The organism is bacterium, from assembly GCA_016702305.1.
In the GTDB taxonomy this organism is placed as follows: Bacteria; Electryoneota; RPQS01; order RPQS01; family RPQS01; genus JABWCQ01.
Genome location: JADJEH010000017.1, coordinates 313,648 through 327,639, shown reverse-complemented (window position 1 = coordinate 327,639; position 13,992 = coordinate 313,648). Strand labels below are relative to the sequence as shown.

Below are 13,992 nucleotides of genomic sequence, written 5' to 3'. Positions count from 1 at the left end.
ACTTGGTATTCGGGGCACCCGAGCGGGTGCCGCCGCGAAACAACGCGGGGCACCCTGTTTAGATGCCCCGTTGTGAATCACTTTTGTATGTCGAGCTTCATCATGACCAAACCCGCGAGCAATTTGGGATAAAAGTCGGTGGACTTTTGCGGCATGCGTTGCCCGGCGGCGGCGACAGTTTTGACGTCGTCCACGCTGGTCGGGTTGAGCAGGAAAGCAGCCTGAATGCCATTGTGACCGACGGCGTCAATGGCTTCCTGACGGCTGCGCACATATTCGACATGCGTTCCGGCGGTGAGCACCTGCGCGTTGATGCCGAGCTCGTTTTCGAGAATTTGTGAATGCAGGATGGTCACACCCAGCGTGCGCGTGGTGCCCAGCGGTTCATTGGCCCGCAGGAAATAGAAGTTGTCGCGCGTGCCGACAGCTTTCATGCCAAACACCTGATCGGTGCCGACATTGTCCATTTGCGCGAACAGTGCATCGGCGCTCGAGACGGGCGATATGCTGAAGCTCTCACCGAGTGCGGCGACGAGTTTTTGCGCCGTGAAATTCTCAACATTGCGAATCAACCGGTGCGTCGGCAAAATGACGAGGCCGGGGTCTTCCATAGGGAACAGCGCCATCATGCGATGGTCAAAGCCCTGGTGACCGACCGGTTTCCACCCGGCGGCGCCCGCTTCGCGCTTGAAGTTGCAGGCCGTTTCGTAGCGATGATGGCCGTCGGCGATAAACAGGTCGCACGGTTCGAGTAGTTTCTGCAATTGTTCAATCAGATCACCGTCCGTCACGGCCCACACCTGATGCAGTTCGCCGAAATCGTCGCGGCACTCGAGCAGCGGCTTGTGCGACTTGGCAATTGAGTCCATCACCGTGACGCTGGTGCTGTGCGGATCGGAGTAGAGCATGAAGATGCACTCGTCGTTGGTTTCGAGTGCGCGCAGCAGGCGCAGACGGTCGGCCTTGGGGCCGGCCAACGTGTGTTCGTGCGACTTGACGTGCTCTTCTTCGAGCGCGACGGAAGCCATGAAGCCCTTGCGGACGTAGGTCTTGCCGTTGAATGTGAAAGTCTGGTAGTAGAGATAGAAGGCCGGCTTATGCGCTTCGACGAGAGTGCCTTCGGCAATCCACTGTTTGAGTGTGGCTGCGGCTTGCGGGTAGAGCGACTCGGGGTCTTTGAGCGTTTCGTCGGACTTGATGACACGGATCACGTTGTGCGGATCGCGCGCGTAGTACTTTTCTTGCAGCGGGTTTTCAATTTTGTCGTAGGGCTGCGTGACGAGTTTGTCGAGCTTCGCGGCCAAAGCGGGGGAATAGGTTAGACCACGAAAAGGGTGAATGCGGGCCATCCGGAAACTCCGTGTGGGAAAAACAGTGAAAGGACTGTGAAAAGATACGCAAATGCGTGAAAATCCGCAAGCTGGGCAGTTTGACTAAGTGCCTCAGATTGCGTATTTTACAGGGTTAAGCCAGCATCGTGTCCGCCTCTCCCCAAGCGCGGCCGGGCCCTATCCCAAGCGCTCCGAACCCCCCACCCCTCGATGCGCCATCCCGAAGAATTGGTCTATCTGTCCTCGATGCTTGGCCGACCGGCCTATTCCCGGACGTTAGGGACGGGTATGGGCAAAGTCTGGGATGTCGTGGCGCAGGTGACCGAGATGTTCCCGGAAGTCAAGGGGCTGGTGCTGCGCAACGGCGGTCGGCTGGTGCTTTACCCGGCCACGGGGCAGGAGTACTTTGACCTGCTTCAGACACGGCGGCTGAAGGTTGACGAGCACAAGATTGTGCCGTTGGAGCTGGGGGCGGATGACATGTCCGTGCGGGACATGCTGTGGGACCGACAGATTGTGGATGTTGAGGGGGCTAAGGTGGTGCGGGTGAACGACGTGCAGCTCTTGATCGGCGAGCGGCAGTGGGTCGTGCATGTGGACGTGGGGCTGTCGGGGCTGGCGCGGCGGTTGGGCTACGAACATGCCTTGCGGCGGGCCGGGAAGCTGGTTGGCCGGAAGCTCGAAGACGAGCTGATCTCGTGGAAGTACGTGCAGCCGGTGAGTGATTCGCAGGGTGCTCCCGGTCCGGTTCGGCTGAAGATCGGCGCTCAACGTCTGAAAGAGCTGCACCCCGGCGAGATCGCGGACATTCTCGAGGAGCTCGATCACGGGCAGCGGCAGGCGATGGTTGCGGCCATGGATCCCGAGACGGCTGCGGAAGCGCTTGAAGAGACTGATTACGACGTGCAGAAGGCGATTTTCGAGAGCCTTGAGCCGGAGCGTGCGGCGGACATTCTCGAAGAGATGGAGCCGTCCATCGCGGCGGACCTGTTGTCGGACCTGGACGAGACGGCGTCCGAGCAGATTATTCAGAATTTTGAGTACGAAGATGAGCGGGCCGAAGTGGCCGAACTCATGACGTACGAAGAAGAGACGGCCGGTGCGTTAATGACGACCGACTATCTTGAACTGTCGGAAGATCAGACCGTGGAAGACGCGCTCGCTCTCCTGCGCAGCAATGCCGAAGAGATAGAAGCGTACTACTACGTTTACGTGCACGACGACGACGGCGTGCTGTTGGGCGCGGTGTCATTGCGCAGTCTGCTCACGACCGACCCGGCCTTGCAATTGGGGAACATATTATCGGGCCGCTTGATTTCAGTTGCGCCGGACACCGGATTGCACGAGATCGCCGAGCTGTTCCTGACCTATAATTTTTTGTTCATCCCGGTGGTGGATGACAAGGGCGTACAAAAAGGGGTGGTTAGCTTCAAGGACTCGCTGGACGAGTTGATGCCGACGCTCTACAAGACTTGGAAGAAGGATACGTGACGAAAGAAAAAGACAAAGACAAAGAGATTCTCGCGGTGCACACGGCGTTCGAGCAATTCAATCTCGACGAGCGGTTGCTGCGCGCGGTAGCATTCATGGGCTATGAGCGCCCGACGCCGATTCAGGATCAGGCGATCCCGGTGGCGCTGGCGGGCCGCGACCTGATGGGCGCGGCGCAAACGGGAACGGGTAAGACGGCGGCCTTCGGTCTGCCGATATTGCAGCGCGTGCTCACCGGGAAATACGAGCGTCCTGTGGCGCTGATCCTCTCTCCGACGCGCGAATTGGCGGTGCAGATTGAAGACGCGGTAAAGAAATACGCGAAGTACACGAAGCTGCGCATTCTGGCGGTCTACGGCGGTGTGGGCTACGGCCCGCAGTTGGAGGGCTTGAAGAAGGGACCGGATATTATCGTCGCCACGCCGGGACGATTGCTGGACCATGTTTCGAAGGGAGCGCTGCATCTGGACACGATTCAGACGCTGGTTCTCGACGAAGCGGACCGCATGCTCGACATGGGCTTCCTGCCCGACGTGCGGCGCATCATCGCGCGCGTCCCGAAGGAACGGCAGACGATGCTCTTCTCGGCGACGTTCCCGGCGGAAGTGTTGAAGCTCTCTAAAGAGATTCTGGTGAATCCGGCGACGGTAACGATCGGCACGCGTGGCAGCGCGGCGCGCGGCTTGACGCACACCGCCTACCCGGTGCCCGCGCATTTGAAACCCGATCTGCTGACGGAATTGCTTTACGAAGTGAGTTCACCGGCGGTGCTGGTGTTCACGCGCACAAAGCATCGCGCCGACCGGATACAGAAGATGCTCTCGCAGAAGAAATTTGAAGTGGCGAGTCTGCACAGCGACCGCACGCAGAAGCAGCGCATGGCCGCGCTGGACGGTTTCAAGCAGGGCAAACACAATGTGCTCGTGGCTACGGATATCGCCGCCCGCGGTATTGACGTGACGGGGATCACGCATGTGATCAATTACGATCTGCCCGCGACGCCGGAAGATTACGTGCACCGCACGGGTCGCACGGCGCGCGCCGAACGGTTAGGCGACGCTATTTCGCTGGTCGCGCCGGACGAGGAGATTTTGCTGCGTGAAATCGAGCGACATCTCGGTCACGGCATGACGCGCGCCGCGCTGAATCATTTTGACTACATGGTTCCCGCGCCGGAGAAGGCCAACAGTCTGCAGAAGACCAGCGGCACCGTCGGTCCGCAGAAGAAGACGTTCACCTCTTCGCATCGCCGTCCCAGCATCCCGAGAAAAATGGGACGATGATCTCTTGATCAAGTCGGAATGGTCAATTAAAGTCGCGGCTGTAATAGCGTTCACTTGGTCATAATTCATCATTCCCATGTCCTCCCTGCTCTCCAGATTGAAAACTCAAACCTCGCCCGCCTGGACGAGGTTTTTGTTGTTCCTTTCGGTGATGGGACCGGGGCTGATCACGGCGAACGTTGATAACGACGCAGGCGGCATCACGACCTACTCGCAGGCCGGCGCGCATTTCGGACTGCATGTACTGTGGATCTTCATTCCGATGACGATCACGCTGATCATGATTCAGGAGATGTCCAATCGCATGGGCGTGGTGACGGGCAAAGGACTCTCCGATCTGATTCGCGAGACGTTCGGCGTGCGCTGGACCTTCTATCTGATGGTCGCGCTTCTGCTGACCAATTTCGGCAACGTCGTCGCTGAGTTCTCGGGAATCGCCGCGGCCGGTGAACTGTTCGGCATTTCGAAGTACATCTCCGTGCCGCTCGCCGCGCTGCTTGTGTGGGGCTTGGTGTTGAAGGCGAACTATGCGACGATTGAGCGCGTGTTCCTTGTAGCAGTTCTGTTTTATGTGGCCTACATCATTGCCGGAGTGCAGGCGCATCCCGATTGGCAGGCGGTCGGCGCGGCGCTGATCACGCCTGATCTTTCCGGTGGGTTTCCCTACTTGCTGATGATTATCGGCGTGATCGGCACGACCATCGCGCCGTGGATGCAATTCTATCAGCAGGCGAGTGTGGTCGAGAAGGAGATTCCGCTCAAGCTCTACAAGTACTCGCGGATAGACACGATTGTCGGCGGCGTCGGCGTGAGCGTGATCGCGCTGTTCATCGTCGTAACTTGCGCGCAGACGATTCATCCATTGGGGATTGTGATTGAAGAGGCCGCACAAGCCGCGCAGGCGCTGGCCCCGGCGGCCGGAGAATTCGCAGCGATTCTGTTCGGATTAGGCTTGCTGAATGCAAGTCTATTCGGCGCTTCGATCCTGCCGATCTCGACATCGTACACGATTTGCGAGGCGTTAGGCTGGGAGTCGGGAGTCAAATACAAGTTCGATGAGGCCAAGCAATTCTACATAATCTACACGTCGCTGATTGTGCTCGGCGCGGCCTTCGTGTTGATTCCCGGACTGCCGCTGATTCGCGTCATGTTTTTGTCGCAGGTGGTCAACGGCGTCCTGCTGCCGTTCATTCTAATTCCCATGTTGATCATGGTGAACAAGAAGTCGCTGATGGATGAATACGTCAACGGCCCGCTATACAATATCATCTGCTGGCTGATGGTCGTCGTCATCAGCGGTCTGTCGCTGGTCTATTTCGGGAGCCTGCTATTCGCATAGCCACGCCGGCCGTCGAAGGAAATGAAAACGCCTGACCACGATTGGTCAGGCGTTTCTATTGTGGGAATCGCAGGGCGGGTGCTATGGCCTGCCCCCGCGATGGGTCAGCCTTTTACCAGCGAATGCCCGATGACCGAGCGTTGAATCTGATTGGTGCCTTCGTAAATCTGTGTGATTTTGGCGTCGCGCATATACTTTTCGATGGGATAGTCGCGCATGTATCCGTAGCCGCCAAATATTTGCACGGCATCGGTCGTGACCTTCATGGCCACGTCGGCTGCGTAGAGTTTGCTCATGGCCGAATAGCGGCCGATATCCTTGTTGCCCTTATCTATGTGCCGCGCCGTCTGGTAGAGCAGCGCGCGCGCGGTCTCGATAGACGTGGCCATGTCCGCCAGCATGAACTGAATCGCTTGCAGATTGAGAATCGGATGACCAAATTGATAGCGGTGCTTGGCATAATCCAACGCCAGATCAAACGCACCCTGCGCGATGCCCAAGGCTTGCGCGGCGACGCCGGGACGCGATTTGTCGAGCGTCTTCATGGCGACGATGAAGCCTTCACCTTCACGACCGATGCGATTGGCCGCGGGGACGCGGCAATCATCGAAGACGATTTCATTCGTGGCCGACGCGCGAATACCCATCTTGTCTTCGTGCTTGCCGACCTTGAAGCCGGGGTAATCATCCTGCACGATGAAGGCCGTCGTGCCGCGCGAGCCCTTGGAAGGATCGGTCACGGCAATGATGGTGTAGAGATGCGCCACACCGCCGTTGGTGATGAATATCTTGGAGCCGTTGAGAACGTAGTCGTCGCCGTCACACACGGCGCGCGTACGCATCGAACCCGCGTCGGAGCCTGCATTGGGCTCGGTGAGACCGAAGGCCGCGAGGTACTTTCCTTCGGCGAGATCGGGTAGGTAGCGTTTCTGTTGTTCTTCGTTGGCGGAGAGCAGAATCGGGAACGTGCCAAGCGCCGAGGCCGCCAAGGCCAGCGTAATACCGCCGCAGGCTTTGGAGAGCTCTTCGGTAACGATGGCCAATTCAAACACGCCCATGCCGAGGCCGCCGAATTCTTCAGGAATGACGATCCCGAAGAGCCCGGACTCGGCAAAGATTTTGACGATGTCCCACGGGAACGTCCCGTCGCGGTCGTACTGCGCGGCGACCGGGCGGACCTTCTCTTCGGCGATCTTCCGCGCGAGATCGCGCAGTGCCAATTGATCTTCAGTCAGGAAGTAGTCGAGTTCCATAGTGCGGATATGCTCTTGATTGTGTACGATAGTTAGTCAACACAATGTATCAAATCCCTACGATAGAAAATAGCGAAAACTCACGGATTGAAATCTGACTTCTTGTGTCCGAATTGCGGGGAATGCTGAAGTTGGCTATATTGACAAGAGGCACTGATAAATCGGCACTGCGGCCTCCCTCCCGCTGCGGCCGCAACTTTTCACCGATGTCGCAGGTTTCACGGCGATGGCCATGCTGAACTACATGGCCAGCCCACCAATACCCTAACAAGACACGACTCTGCAAACAAAAAGCCCGAGGTGATTACCCGGCTTTTCCTTCTCAACTGATCTTATTTCCCCCCCAAAGCGGGCCAGGTACCCCGGGCTTTTCGCATTCTCAACTCGATCTCTATTTCAGGCGCTCGCGCCAGCGGGAAGGGGCCCAGCGTCTCCGCTGGCTACATCTCGATCCACTTTTTCCAGTAGAACTCGCTGGCGGGGTCGTCGTTGAGCCGCTGCACGATCTGCCAATACCACTCTTCGAGCGGAATTTCGTGTTCGTCAAGCCGCGGGAAGGGATTGTGCGTGCCGCCGGACAGTGCGCGTCCGATCTGGTCAAGTGTGCCGAGCGCAAGCTCTGGGACGTCGCGATGGCGAATGCCCGAGAGCTTCATCATCTTCTCGAAGATAAACGACTGCGGAATGGCGCCGGGAATAAATCCCAACGCGCGCGTCCGCATCACAGGCAGGAACACATCGAGCACGATGCGGCCGTGGCCGTAGGACTTGATCGTGTCCGCTTGCAGGAATTCCTTAGGCAGATAGAGGCTTGTCGAATACGGTCCCTGTCTGCCATAGAACACGCTTTCGGGATCGCGGCTGATGACGTCAAGACTGCCTCGCCAATCAATATACGTGGTGACGGCGACCTTTATGCCTGCTTCGACGAGCTTTTCGGGAAACTCGACGGCCATGCGGCCCATGATGTGGCGCGTGTTCTCAATCTGCTGATCGGTGAGCGGCAGAAGTTTGTACTGAAACAATCCTTCTTCGTCCACGTCTTTCCACATAGATCGGCGGCGTATCCGGCAGCATCCCGGCCATGGCGGCGGCGACGCAATTGATGTAATGACCTCTTTAGCGCCGGATTCTTTGAGCGATTGCAAAATCCAATCGAAGCTCGGACCATCGAGCGCCATACCGTCATTGGACAGATGGTAACGCGAGCCGAAGCCCATATTTTGCGCGCGCTGCACCATCTGCTTACCCATTTCAAACCCGACTGAGCGCGACAAATCGCGCGACACGACGGTGACGCTGCCATCCACGGACGCGAAGCGGCGAATCGCGCTTTCAAGCGCGCCGCCGAGACCGGGTCCGGTGCCGCCGGCAATAATGAAATGTCGTCCGCGAATCCAATCGAGCCCGTATTGCCCATAGGGAATCAGCTCGTTGTGCCGCGTCCAGATGCGATCGAGCAGTTCAGTGGCGTCCTGCGGGAAGCGCCCGATCTGATCAGGCGTGGGGCGCGGGACGACCGCTTGATATTCTTTAACGCGTAAGCCGGGATGCGGTTTGGCGAAAGGAGACGGAGATTCAATCATGCGTGATTACGGCTTTGTGGTGTGCTCATAGAGCATTTGAAAGCTCTGGCTGATCCGTTTGTCGAGGTTCAGCAGTTCATATTCCATTCGGGATGTGCCTTCAGTAACTCGCCCAATCCGACCTGCAAGCCCATGAGGAGCAGCGTATCGCGCAGCGAGACGGCGCGGTCAATCTGGATATCGAGCAGCGCCATCTGCTGTTCCACGACGATTGCGCCGATGACGCGCCCGTCTTCTCTTCGAACTCGGGATCCTCGAAGTGCTTTTCGAGCGCAATGATCTGCTCGCGGATCTTGTCCTCGGCGGCCTTGTTGATCGAGTCCACTTGCATTTGGTATACCATGGCGCCCGGATCAATGACCATGCGCGGCGCGCTGGTATCGGTGCCGGGAATGTAGTAAGGCTGCATGTTCGGATCAACGCGGTTCATCAAGGTGGAATCGCGCTCGACGACGACGCGCGGGCGCGCGGAGACGAGCGTAAAGACGGCGCACAGCAACAGCATTGCCAAACGAAACATCATGATCGGGCGGGTTCGGGTTCTTGGATGGTGGCGGCGATGAGCATCGCCAGAATAATCAGCGCCGCGCCGAAGATAGTGAGCGGCGGCGGAACTTGGTCCTGCATAAGCCACGCGGCGAGTCCGGCCATGACCGGCTCCATCGAATAGACGACGGCCGCTCCGGCGACGGGCACGCGTGGTTGGAAACGCATCATGGCCCAAATCGCGATGACGGACCCGAAGATCGCGGTGAAGCCCAGCGCGAGCGCCACTTGACTTGTCAGGGCGAAGTGAATTTTTTCAAACGGTAGCAGTGCGGCAGCGATGAGTCCCGTGGCGGTCAATTGCAGCCATGTCAACGTCAACTCATTTTCTGCGCGCGACCAGCGGTTGATATAGAGAATATGAAAACCGTAGCACAGCGCGCACAGCAGAATCAACTGGTCGCCGAAATTAAGCACCATCTGCTCGAGCATCGGTTTGCCGTCCACGAAGGTCTCCGGCAGGGACATCGTGACGATGCCGAGAAACGCGATTGCCGCAGCGAGCCAGATGCGGCGGCGGGTCTTGGCGCGAAACAACAACCACGCGAGAATTGGCGTCAGCGGCACATACATCGCGGTGATGAAGCCCGCGCGCGCCGAGGTCGTGTAACGCAGTCCGATCGTTTGAAAGATATAGCCGCCGCACAGAAACGCGCCGAGCACAAGCCACGCTTGATCAGTTGCGGATCAAGCGACAGTGATTTCTTGCCGAAGAAGAGTGGAAAGAGCAGCGCGGCGAGTGCGAAGCGCAGGGCTACGAACAGCACGGGCGAGCAATCGTCCAATGACCACTGCACGACGGGGAAAGTGAACCCCCAAAAAACAGTCACCCCGAGCAGGGCCAAGTAGGCAATCAGCACGGGGTGAAAGATAAGGATTTTTGCACAGATTTGCAACCGCGTGTCAAGCGGGTTCTGCGCTGGTCAGGCCCTTCAGGCACACTTGCCGCGGCACGCGCCGCGCGTGCCCGGGACGGTTGACATTCCAACCCCTATTTTATCAACAGCATTTTCCGCGTTTCGATTTGCCCAAGTGTTTCAAAGCGCAGGAAATAGACGCCGGAGCTCCACGCGGTGGCCTGCACGGACAGGCGGTGCTGCCCGGCGATGAAGGCTTCATCGGCCAATCGCGCCACTTCACGTCCGAGCACATCATACACCACCGCGCGCACATGCGCAGCTTCGGGAAGTGTAAAGCTCAACGATGTGACGTTGTTAAACGGGTTGGGGTAAATTTCGGGGGCGATGGGGGGAGCGCCGGCAGAGATACCGTTCCCGCGCAAAGCGATGGAGTGATACTGCCCGCCGATGAAGAACGAGAGCACGCCCGTGTGCGGCCCCGGGAACGGCGGCGTGAATGAAACGGGAACGGTAAACGGTCCGGCAAATTGATAGGTTGCGTTCGTGGCGAACGGATAGGACGCGAGTGCGCCTGAAAACGCGCCGTTTCCCTCAATCACGAGCGTGTCATACCCGTCTCACCAGTCCGAGTATCAACGAAGAAGAGCGTGTCCGGATAAAGTGCGTTCTCATCACTAACGCCCGCATCCCAATAGCGGAGTCGCTCGTCGTATCGAAGTTTCAATCGGTAACCCGTTCCATTGTTGTTCGACCGATGCACGAAACCGCGCCGCCATTGCACAATGCCACCCGTGATCATCAGTGCTCCGCGCTCGTCCGGCGTAACAGGAGAGACATAGGGGTCTGCGACATCGTTCATCTGCTCGAATTCGAGCGATCCACGAGTCGCGTAAAGCATTGCGGTAATGACTACGTTTGAGCCGGACGAGGAGTTCTCCCGTCCATTCTCCCATGTGTTGGCAATAATAATTGAGCGTTCGCTGGCCAAACACAGCGCCGAGGTCGCATCAGCAGGAACCAATCCTGTGACGGTATCAGTGCCCGCGATAATCACATTATCGAGAACGCGAATGTTCTCAGACGAGCCAATTGTCACGAAAAGTTCATTCGGATTAAGAACGCCGCGAACGTCGAGCGGGCCGTCGAAGAACACGTGAGGGTGAGTCACCAGATCAAGTGAATACGACGGCGGAAGCATGGTATCCCGCGGCGTTCCGACCGGCCAGTGTGCGACGTACAACGTATCGTCCGCAAGTTCTGCAAACCACTCCTGCCCGTCAATCTCAAAGTTGGCCGAGCGCACCATAGCCAATGTCCGCAAGCGTTCAAGATCGGGTGGCAGCATGATCGGAGGGACACTGAACTCCGGTGGTCCACCCAGAAAGATGCCTGCCGGACTGGGGCTACCCGGTCTGAAACTTGGTTTGGTCGTACTGACCACATCATAGAACACTGGCTGACCGCCCGCGTTCATCGTAGCGATCCAATCGTTCGAATGCACCGGTCCCCACAGCGTGTCGCCGCCGCGAAAAGGCAAAGCCGTGCCCGGGAAGAGCGCGGGTGTTTCCCAATTCGTGAGCCACACGTAGTTCTCGGTGCCCGACATTTCGGTGACAAGAACTGCCGCGAGCAAAGTCAAAGCAAAACACATTCGTCTCATCAGCCGTCCCTCCAGACAGGGCTTATGAAAGAGTTACTTAATCAAGAGCAGTTTGTGAGTTGAAATCTGCTCGCCTGCGGCGAACCGCAGGAGATATACACCGGACGAGAGATTCGCGCCGTCGAATTGCAGCGCGTGACTTCCGGCGGCGGTGGTTTCGTCCATCAATTCCGTAACCGCGCGGCCTGTGACATCATACACGACAGCGCGCACATGCGCCGCTTCGGGCAGCGTATAGCGAATCGTCGTGCTCGCATTGAACGGATTGGGCGAAACGATCAGCGTGAACTGCGCCGGGAAGAGCCGCTCGGTAACATCGGTGAACTCAGTAGCCTTTCGCCACGGATCAATTTGCTCAAAAATACCCGTGCGCCAGTGGCGCGCGCGTCGTAGTGATACCTTTTGTTGTATCCCGTGCCGCCGCGATTGGAGCGATGCACATAGCCGCGCCGCCATTGCGTGATGCCGCCGGTCATCACAAGATTTCCGCGCTCATCGGGTTGCGTCGGCGAGATATAGTCGTCATCCGTGTCGTTTTGCTGCTCGAATGTAAAACTGCCCCGCAGTGCGAATATGAATGCAGTAACGACGATGTTGCAGCGGTCGTGCAGGCCGCCCGGCCCCGAGCAATTCTCGCGGCCATTCTCCCACGTATTGGCCACGACGATGCTCTGTTCCGAAGCCAGCGCGATGCGCGACGTCACACCATCCGGCAGCGTGCCGTTCGTCCAGTTTGTTCCCGCGAACATGACATTGTCAATCAAACGAATATCCCCGCTTGCGCCCAGCAGCAATTGGCAATCATTGGGGAACATCTCGCCGCGCAAATCGAGTTGGCCGTCCACAAAGAACACCTGTCTGTAGTCATTGAGTGGAAACTCAAGGAACGCGGCTTCGAGCGTGTCGAGTGGTGTGCCTACCGGCCAGTGGTAAAAGCGGACTTGCGTGCTCCAAATCGTGCCGTACCATTCGTGTCCCTCGACAAAAAGAAAGCGCTCTTGCTCTAGAGCATCCGCGCGCAGGAATCTCAAGCTGTCCGGAAACTCGATGATCGGCGCATTGAATATCGGCGGGCCGCCCAAGAATTGCCCCGGGGGATTCGGACTGCCCGGGCGAAAACTCGGCATGGCGGTGACTGGCTGCACATAGAACACCGGCAAACCATTGACGTCATTCTGTGTGGCAATCCAATCATTGGAGCGTATCGGGCCCCACAGGGTGTCGCGCCCGAAGAAGCGCGAAATATCAGTGGGGAACGTCAGCGAGGTTTCGCCGTCCGTCAACCAGAAGTGATTTTCCAGCGCGGAAAGCTGCTGAACGGTCAGAAGTAATGCCAAGAGGCACAGCACGGAGTGTTTCATGGAGTAGTACCTCCCCATTTTGCATGAACTGGGTTTGCTTTCGCAACGCAAAAAGGCCTCCCGGCGAGCGGTGGCTCGCAGCGGAAGGCCTTAAAAATCAGATAATTAACCTTGTCGAAGCTGGAACAGAGCACGCAGGGCACTCCGGTCTGAAGTGCAACAAAGACAAGGGGATATGTCGGTCGGATGGACACCATCGGGCACTACATATATAGGAAGCGCCCGGTGTGGCCCACTTCGATAAGATACGCACGAACGATGCCACTCGCAAGCTAGCGCAGTTGCTGGGCCCAGGGCCGCTAGCGCGCAATGCTCACGACGTGCCGCCGCTCAACTACTACTTCCCGAAGTACTCCTTCAGAATATCGGCGACTTCGCCGCCGACGCGGCCTTGCCCCTCAATGGTCTGCGCTCCGACATGCGGAAGAGCAACAACCTTCGGATGCTCCACCAAATCGCGGCGTGGTTTGGGCTCACCGACCCACACGTCAATGCCTGCGCCGTATACGTGACCGGACTCCATCGCGGCCAACAGCGCATCTTCGTCAATCACGCCGCCGCGCGCCGTGTTAATCAGAATCACGCCCTTTTTCATCTTGGCCAGCTCCGCCGGACCGATCAGGGCCGGTTCATCTTTGCTCTTGGGAATATGCAGCGAGATGATATCCGACTCGGCAAACACGTCGTCCAGCTCGCGCAGTTGGAAGCCCTTGGCTTTCACGTTATCGGGGAATTTATCGTAACCCATGATCACGCGCATGCCGATGCTGGCGGCCTTCTCGGCGAGTCGCGTGCCAATCCGGCCCATGCCGATGATGCCGAGCGTCTTGCCTTCGAGTTCAATGCCTTTCGAGAACGACTTCTTGTCCCATTCGCCGGATTTCATGGAAGCATTGGCGGCGGGAATGGCGCGGACCACCGCGAACATGAGCCCCAGCGCGCACTCCGCGACGGATGTGGACGATGCGGCGGGCGTATTGCGCACGGCGATGCCCTGCGCTTCTGCATACGCCACGTCAATATTATCCACGCCGACGCCGCCGCGCACGATAATCTTCAGATGTTGTGCGGCGTCAATGATTTCTTTGGTGACTTTGGTAGCCGAGCGCACGGTCAAACCTTCAACATCTTTGACCTTGGCGAGCAGTTCGGCGCCTTCGTAGTGATTCAGATCAATGTCGAAGCCCGACGAGATCAGGGCTTCAGCGGCAGACTTGTCAATCCCGTCGTTGAGCAGAATTTTAGGCATGGGAGAGGAGAAAATTGAAAATGGGAAAATTAA

At 57.9% G+C, this 13,992-nt stretch carries 14 protein-coding genes; 4 read left to right on the top strand and 10 right to left on the bottom strand.

The annotated features are described in order from the left end of the window. Nucleotides 1-77 precede the first annotated feature (77 nt). Nucleotides 78-1,349, bottom strand: coding sequence for a DUF1015 domain-containing protein (locus IPH10_12560; protein ID MBK6911740.1), 1,272 nt, complete (start codon nucleotides 1,347-1,349; stop codon nucleotides 78-80). 192 nt (nucleotides 1,350-1,541) lie between these two features. Between IPH10_12560 and IPH10_12555 the strand changes: the two genes are divergently transcribed. The 3 genes from IPH10_12555 to IPH10_12545 all read left to right on the top strand — a co-directional run bounded on the left by IPH10_12555 (nucleotide 1,542) and on the right by IPH10_12545 (nucleotide 5,444). Continuing rightward, complete coding sequence (locus IPH10_12555) at nucleotides 1,542-2,822, top strand: magnesium transporter (protein MBK6911739.1); 1,281 nt, start codon at nucleotides 1,542-1,544, stop codon at nucleotides 2,820-2,822. Beyond that, nucleotides 2,819-4,105, top strand: coding sequence for a DEAD/DEAH box helicase (locus IPH10_12550; GenBank protein MBK6911738.1), 1,287 nt, complete (start codon nucleotides 2,819-2,821; stop codon nucleotides 4,103-4,105). Before IPH10_12555 ends, IPH10_12550 begins: the two co-directional genes overlap by 4 nt. Before the next feature lie 76 nt (nucleotides 4,106-4,181). Continuing rightward, entirely contained in the window at nucleotides 4,182-5,444 is a 1,263-nt protein-coding gene (locus IPH10_12545; GenBank protein MBK6911737.1) for an Nramp family divalent metal transporter, read from the top strand. A gap of 104 nt (nucleotides 5,445-5,548) precedes the next feature. Here IPH10_12545 and IPH10_12540 read toward each other — a convergent pair whose 3' ends face one another. Then, nucleotides 5,549-6,697: an acyl-CoA dehydrogenase family protein gene (locus tag IPH10_12540; GenBank protein MBK6911736.1), complete on the bottom strand. Its 1,149-nt coding sequence runs from the start codon at nucleotides 6,695-6,697 to the stop codon at nucleotides 5,549-5,551. Nucleotides 6,698-6,766: 69 nt separating this feature from the next. On the opposite strand from IPH10_12540, the gene IPH10_12535 reads away from it, so the two are divergent. Further along, a complete protein-coding gene (locus IPH10_12535) occupies nucleotides 6,767-6,826 on the top strand; it encodes a DUF1610 domain-containing protein (protein MBK6911735.1) in 60 nt (19 codons plus the stop codon). Between the two features lie 311 nt (nucleotides 6,827-7,137). On the opposite strand, the gene IPH10_12530 is transcribed toward IPH10_12535, so the two are convergent. From IPH10_12530 to IPH10_12495, 8 genes are all read right to left on the bottom strand, one after another. Beyond that, nucleotides 7,138-8,283, bottom strand: a complete 1,146-nt coding sequence (locus IPH10_12530) for a hypothetical protein (protein ID MBK6911734.1) — start codon at nucleotides 8,281-8,283, stop codon at nucleotides 7,138-7,140. 100 nt (nucleotides 8,284-8,383) lie between these two features. Then, the gene (locus IPH10_12525) at nucleotides 8,384-8,806 is read right to left on the bottom strand and encodes a hypothetical protein (protein ID MBK6911733.1); all 423 of its coding nucleotides are present in this window, start codon (nucleotides 8,804-8,806) and stop codon (nucleotides 8,384-8,386) included. Next, the gene (locus IPH10_12520; GenBank protein MBK6911732.1) at nucleotides 8,803-9,492 is read right to left on the bottom strand and encodes a DMT family transporter; all 690 of its coding nucleotides are present in this window, start codon (nucleotides 9,490-9,492) and stop codon (nucleotides 8,803-8,805) included. Before IPH10_12520 ends, IPH10_12525 begins: the two co-directional genes overlap by 4 nt. Then, the gene (locus IPH10_12515) at nucleotides 9,387-9,689 is read right to left on the bottom strand and encodes an EamA family transporter (protein MBK6911731.1); all 303 of its coding nucleotides are present in this window, start codon (nucleotides 9,687-9,689) and stop codon (nucleotides 9,387-9,389) included. Before IPH10_12515 ends, IPH10_12520 begins: the two co-directional genes overlap by 106 nt. A 131-nt stretch (nucleotides 9,690-9,820) precedes the next feature. Beyond that, on the bottom strand, nucleotides 9,821-10,288 hold the full coding sequence (locus tag IPH10_12510) for a T9SS type A sorting domain-containing protein (protein MBK6911730.1): 468 nt from the start codon (nucleotides 10,286-10,288) through the stop codon (nucleotides 9,821-9,823). Then, the gene (locus IPH10_12505; GenBank protein MBK6911729.1) at nucleotides 10,285-11,349 is read right to left on the bottom strand and encodes a hypothetical protein; all 1,065 of its coding nucleotides are present in this window, start codon (nucleotides 11,347-11,349) and stop codon (nucleotides 10,285-10,287) included. Before IPH10_12505 ends, IPH10_12510 begins: the two co-directional genes overlap by 4 nt. Before the next feature lie 33 nt (nucleotides 11,350-11,382). After that, nucleotides 11,383-11,805, bottom strand: coding sequence for a T9SS type A sorting domain-containing protein (locus IPH10_12500; GenBank protein ID MBK6911728.1), 423 nt, complete (start codon nucleotides 11,803-11,805; stop codon nucleotides 11,383-11,385). Nucleotides 11,806-13,047: 1,242 nt separating this feature from the next. Then, the gene (locus IPH10_12495; GenBank protein ID MBK6911727.1) at nucleotides 13,048-13,959 is read right to left on the bottom strand and encodes a D-2-hydroxyacid dehydrogenase; all 912 of its coding nucleotides are present in this window, start codon (nucleotides 13,957-13,959) and stop codon (nucleotides 13,048-13,050) included. Between the last annotated feature and the right edge of the window lie 33 nt (nucleotides 13,960-13,992).

What these genes read in the sequence shown, in the direction of transcription:
- IPH10_12525 (MBK6911733.1), bottom strand. Translation starts at nt 8,806, where the DNA reads ATGATGTTTCGTTTGGCAATGCTGTTGCTGTGCGCCGTCTTTACGCTC.
- IPH10_12495 (MBK6911727.1), bottom strand. Translation starts at nt 13,959, where the DNA reads ATGCCTAAAATTCTGCTCAACGACGGGATTGACAAGTCTGCCGCTGAA.
- IPH10_12560 (MBK6911740.1), bottom strand. Translation starts at nt 1,349, where the DNA reads ATGGCCCGCATTCACCCTTTTCGTGGTCTAACCTATTCCCCCGCTTTG.
- IPH10_12530 (MBK6911734.1), bottom strand. Translation starts at nt 8,283, where the DNA reads ATGATTGAATCTCCGTCTCCTTTCGCCAAACCGCATCCCGGCTTACGC.
- IPH10_12555 (MBK6911739.1), top strand. Translation starts at nt 1,542, where the DNA reads ATGCGCCATCCCGAAGAATTGGTCTATCTGTCCTCGATGCTTGGCCGA.
- IPH10_12505 (MBK6911729.1), bottom strand. Translation starts at nt 11,349, where the DNA reads ATGAGACGAATGTGTTTTGCTTTGACTTTGCTCGCGGCAGTTCTTGTC.
- IPH10_12500 (MBK6911728.1), bottom strand. Translation starts at nt 11,805, where the DNA reads ATGGCGGCGCGGCTATGTGCATCGCTCCAATCGCGGCGGCACGGGATA.
- IPH10_12540 (MBK6911736.1), bottom strand. Translation starts at nt 6,697, where the DNA reads ATGGAACTCGACTACTTCCTGACTGAAGATCAATTGGCACTGCGCGAT.
- IPH10_12545 (MBK6911737.1), top strand. Translation starts at nt 4,182, where the DNA reads ATGTCCTCCCTGCTCTCCAGATTGAAAACTCAAACCTCGCCCGCCTGG.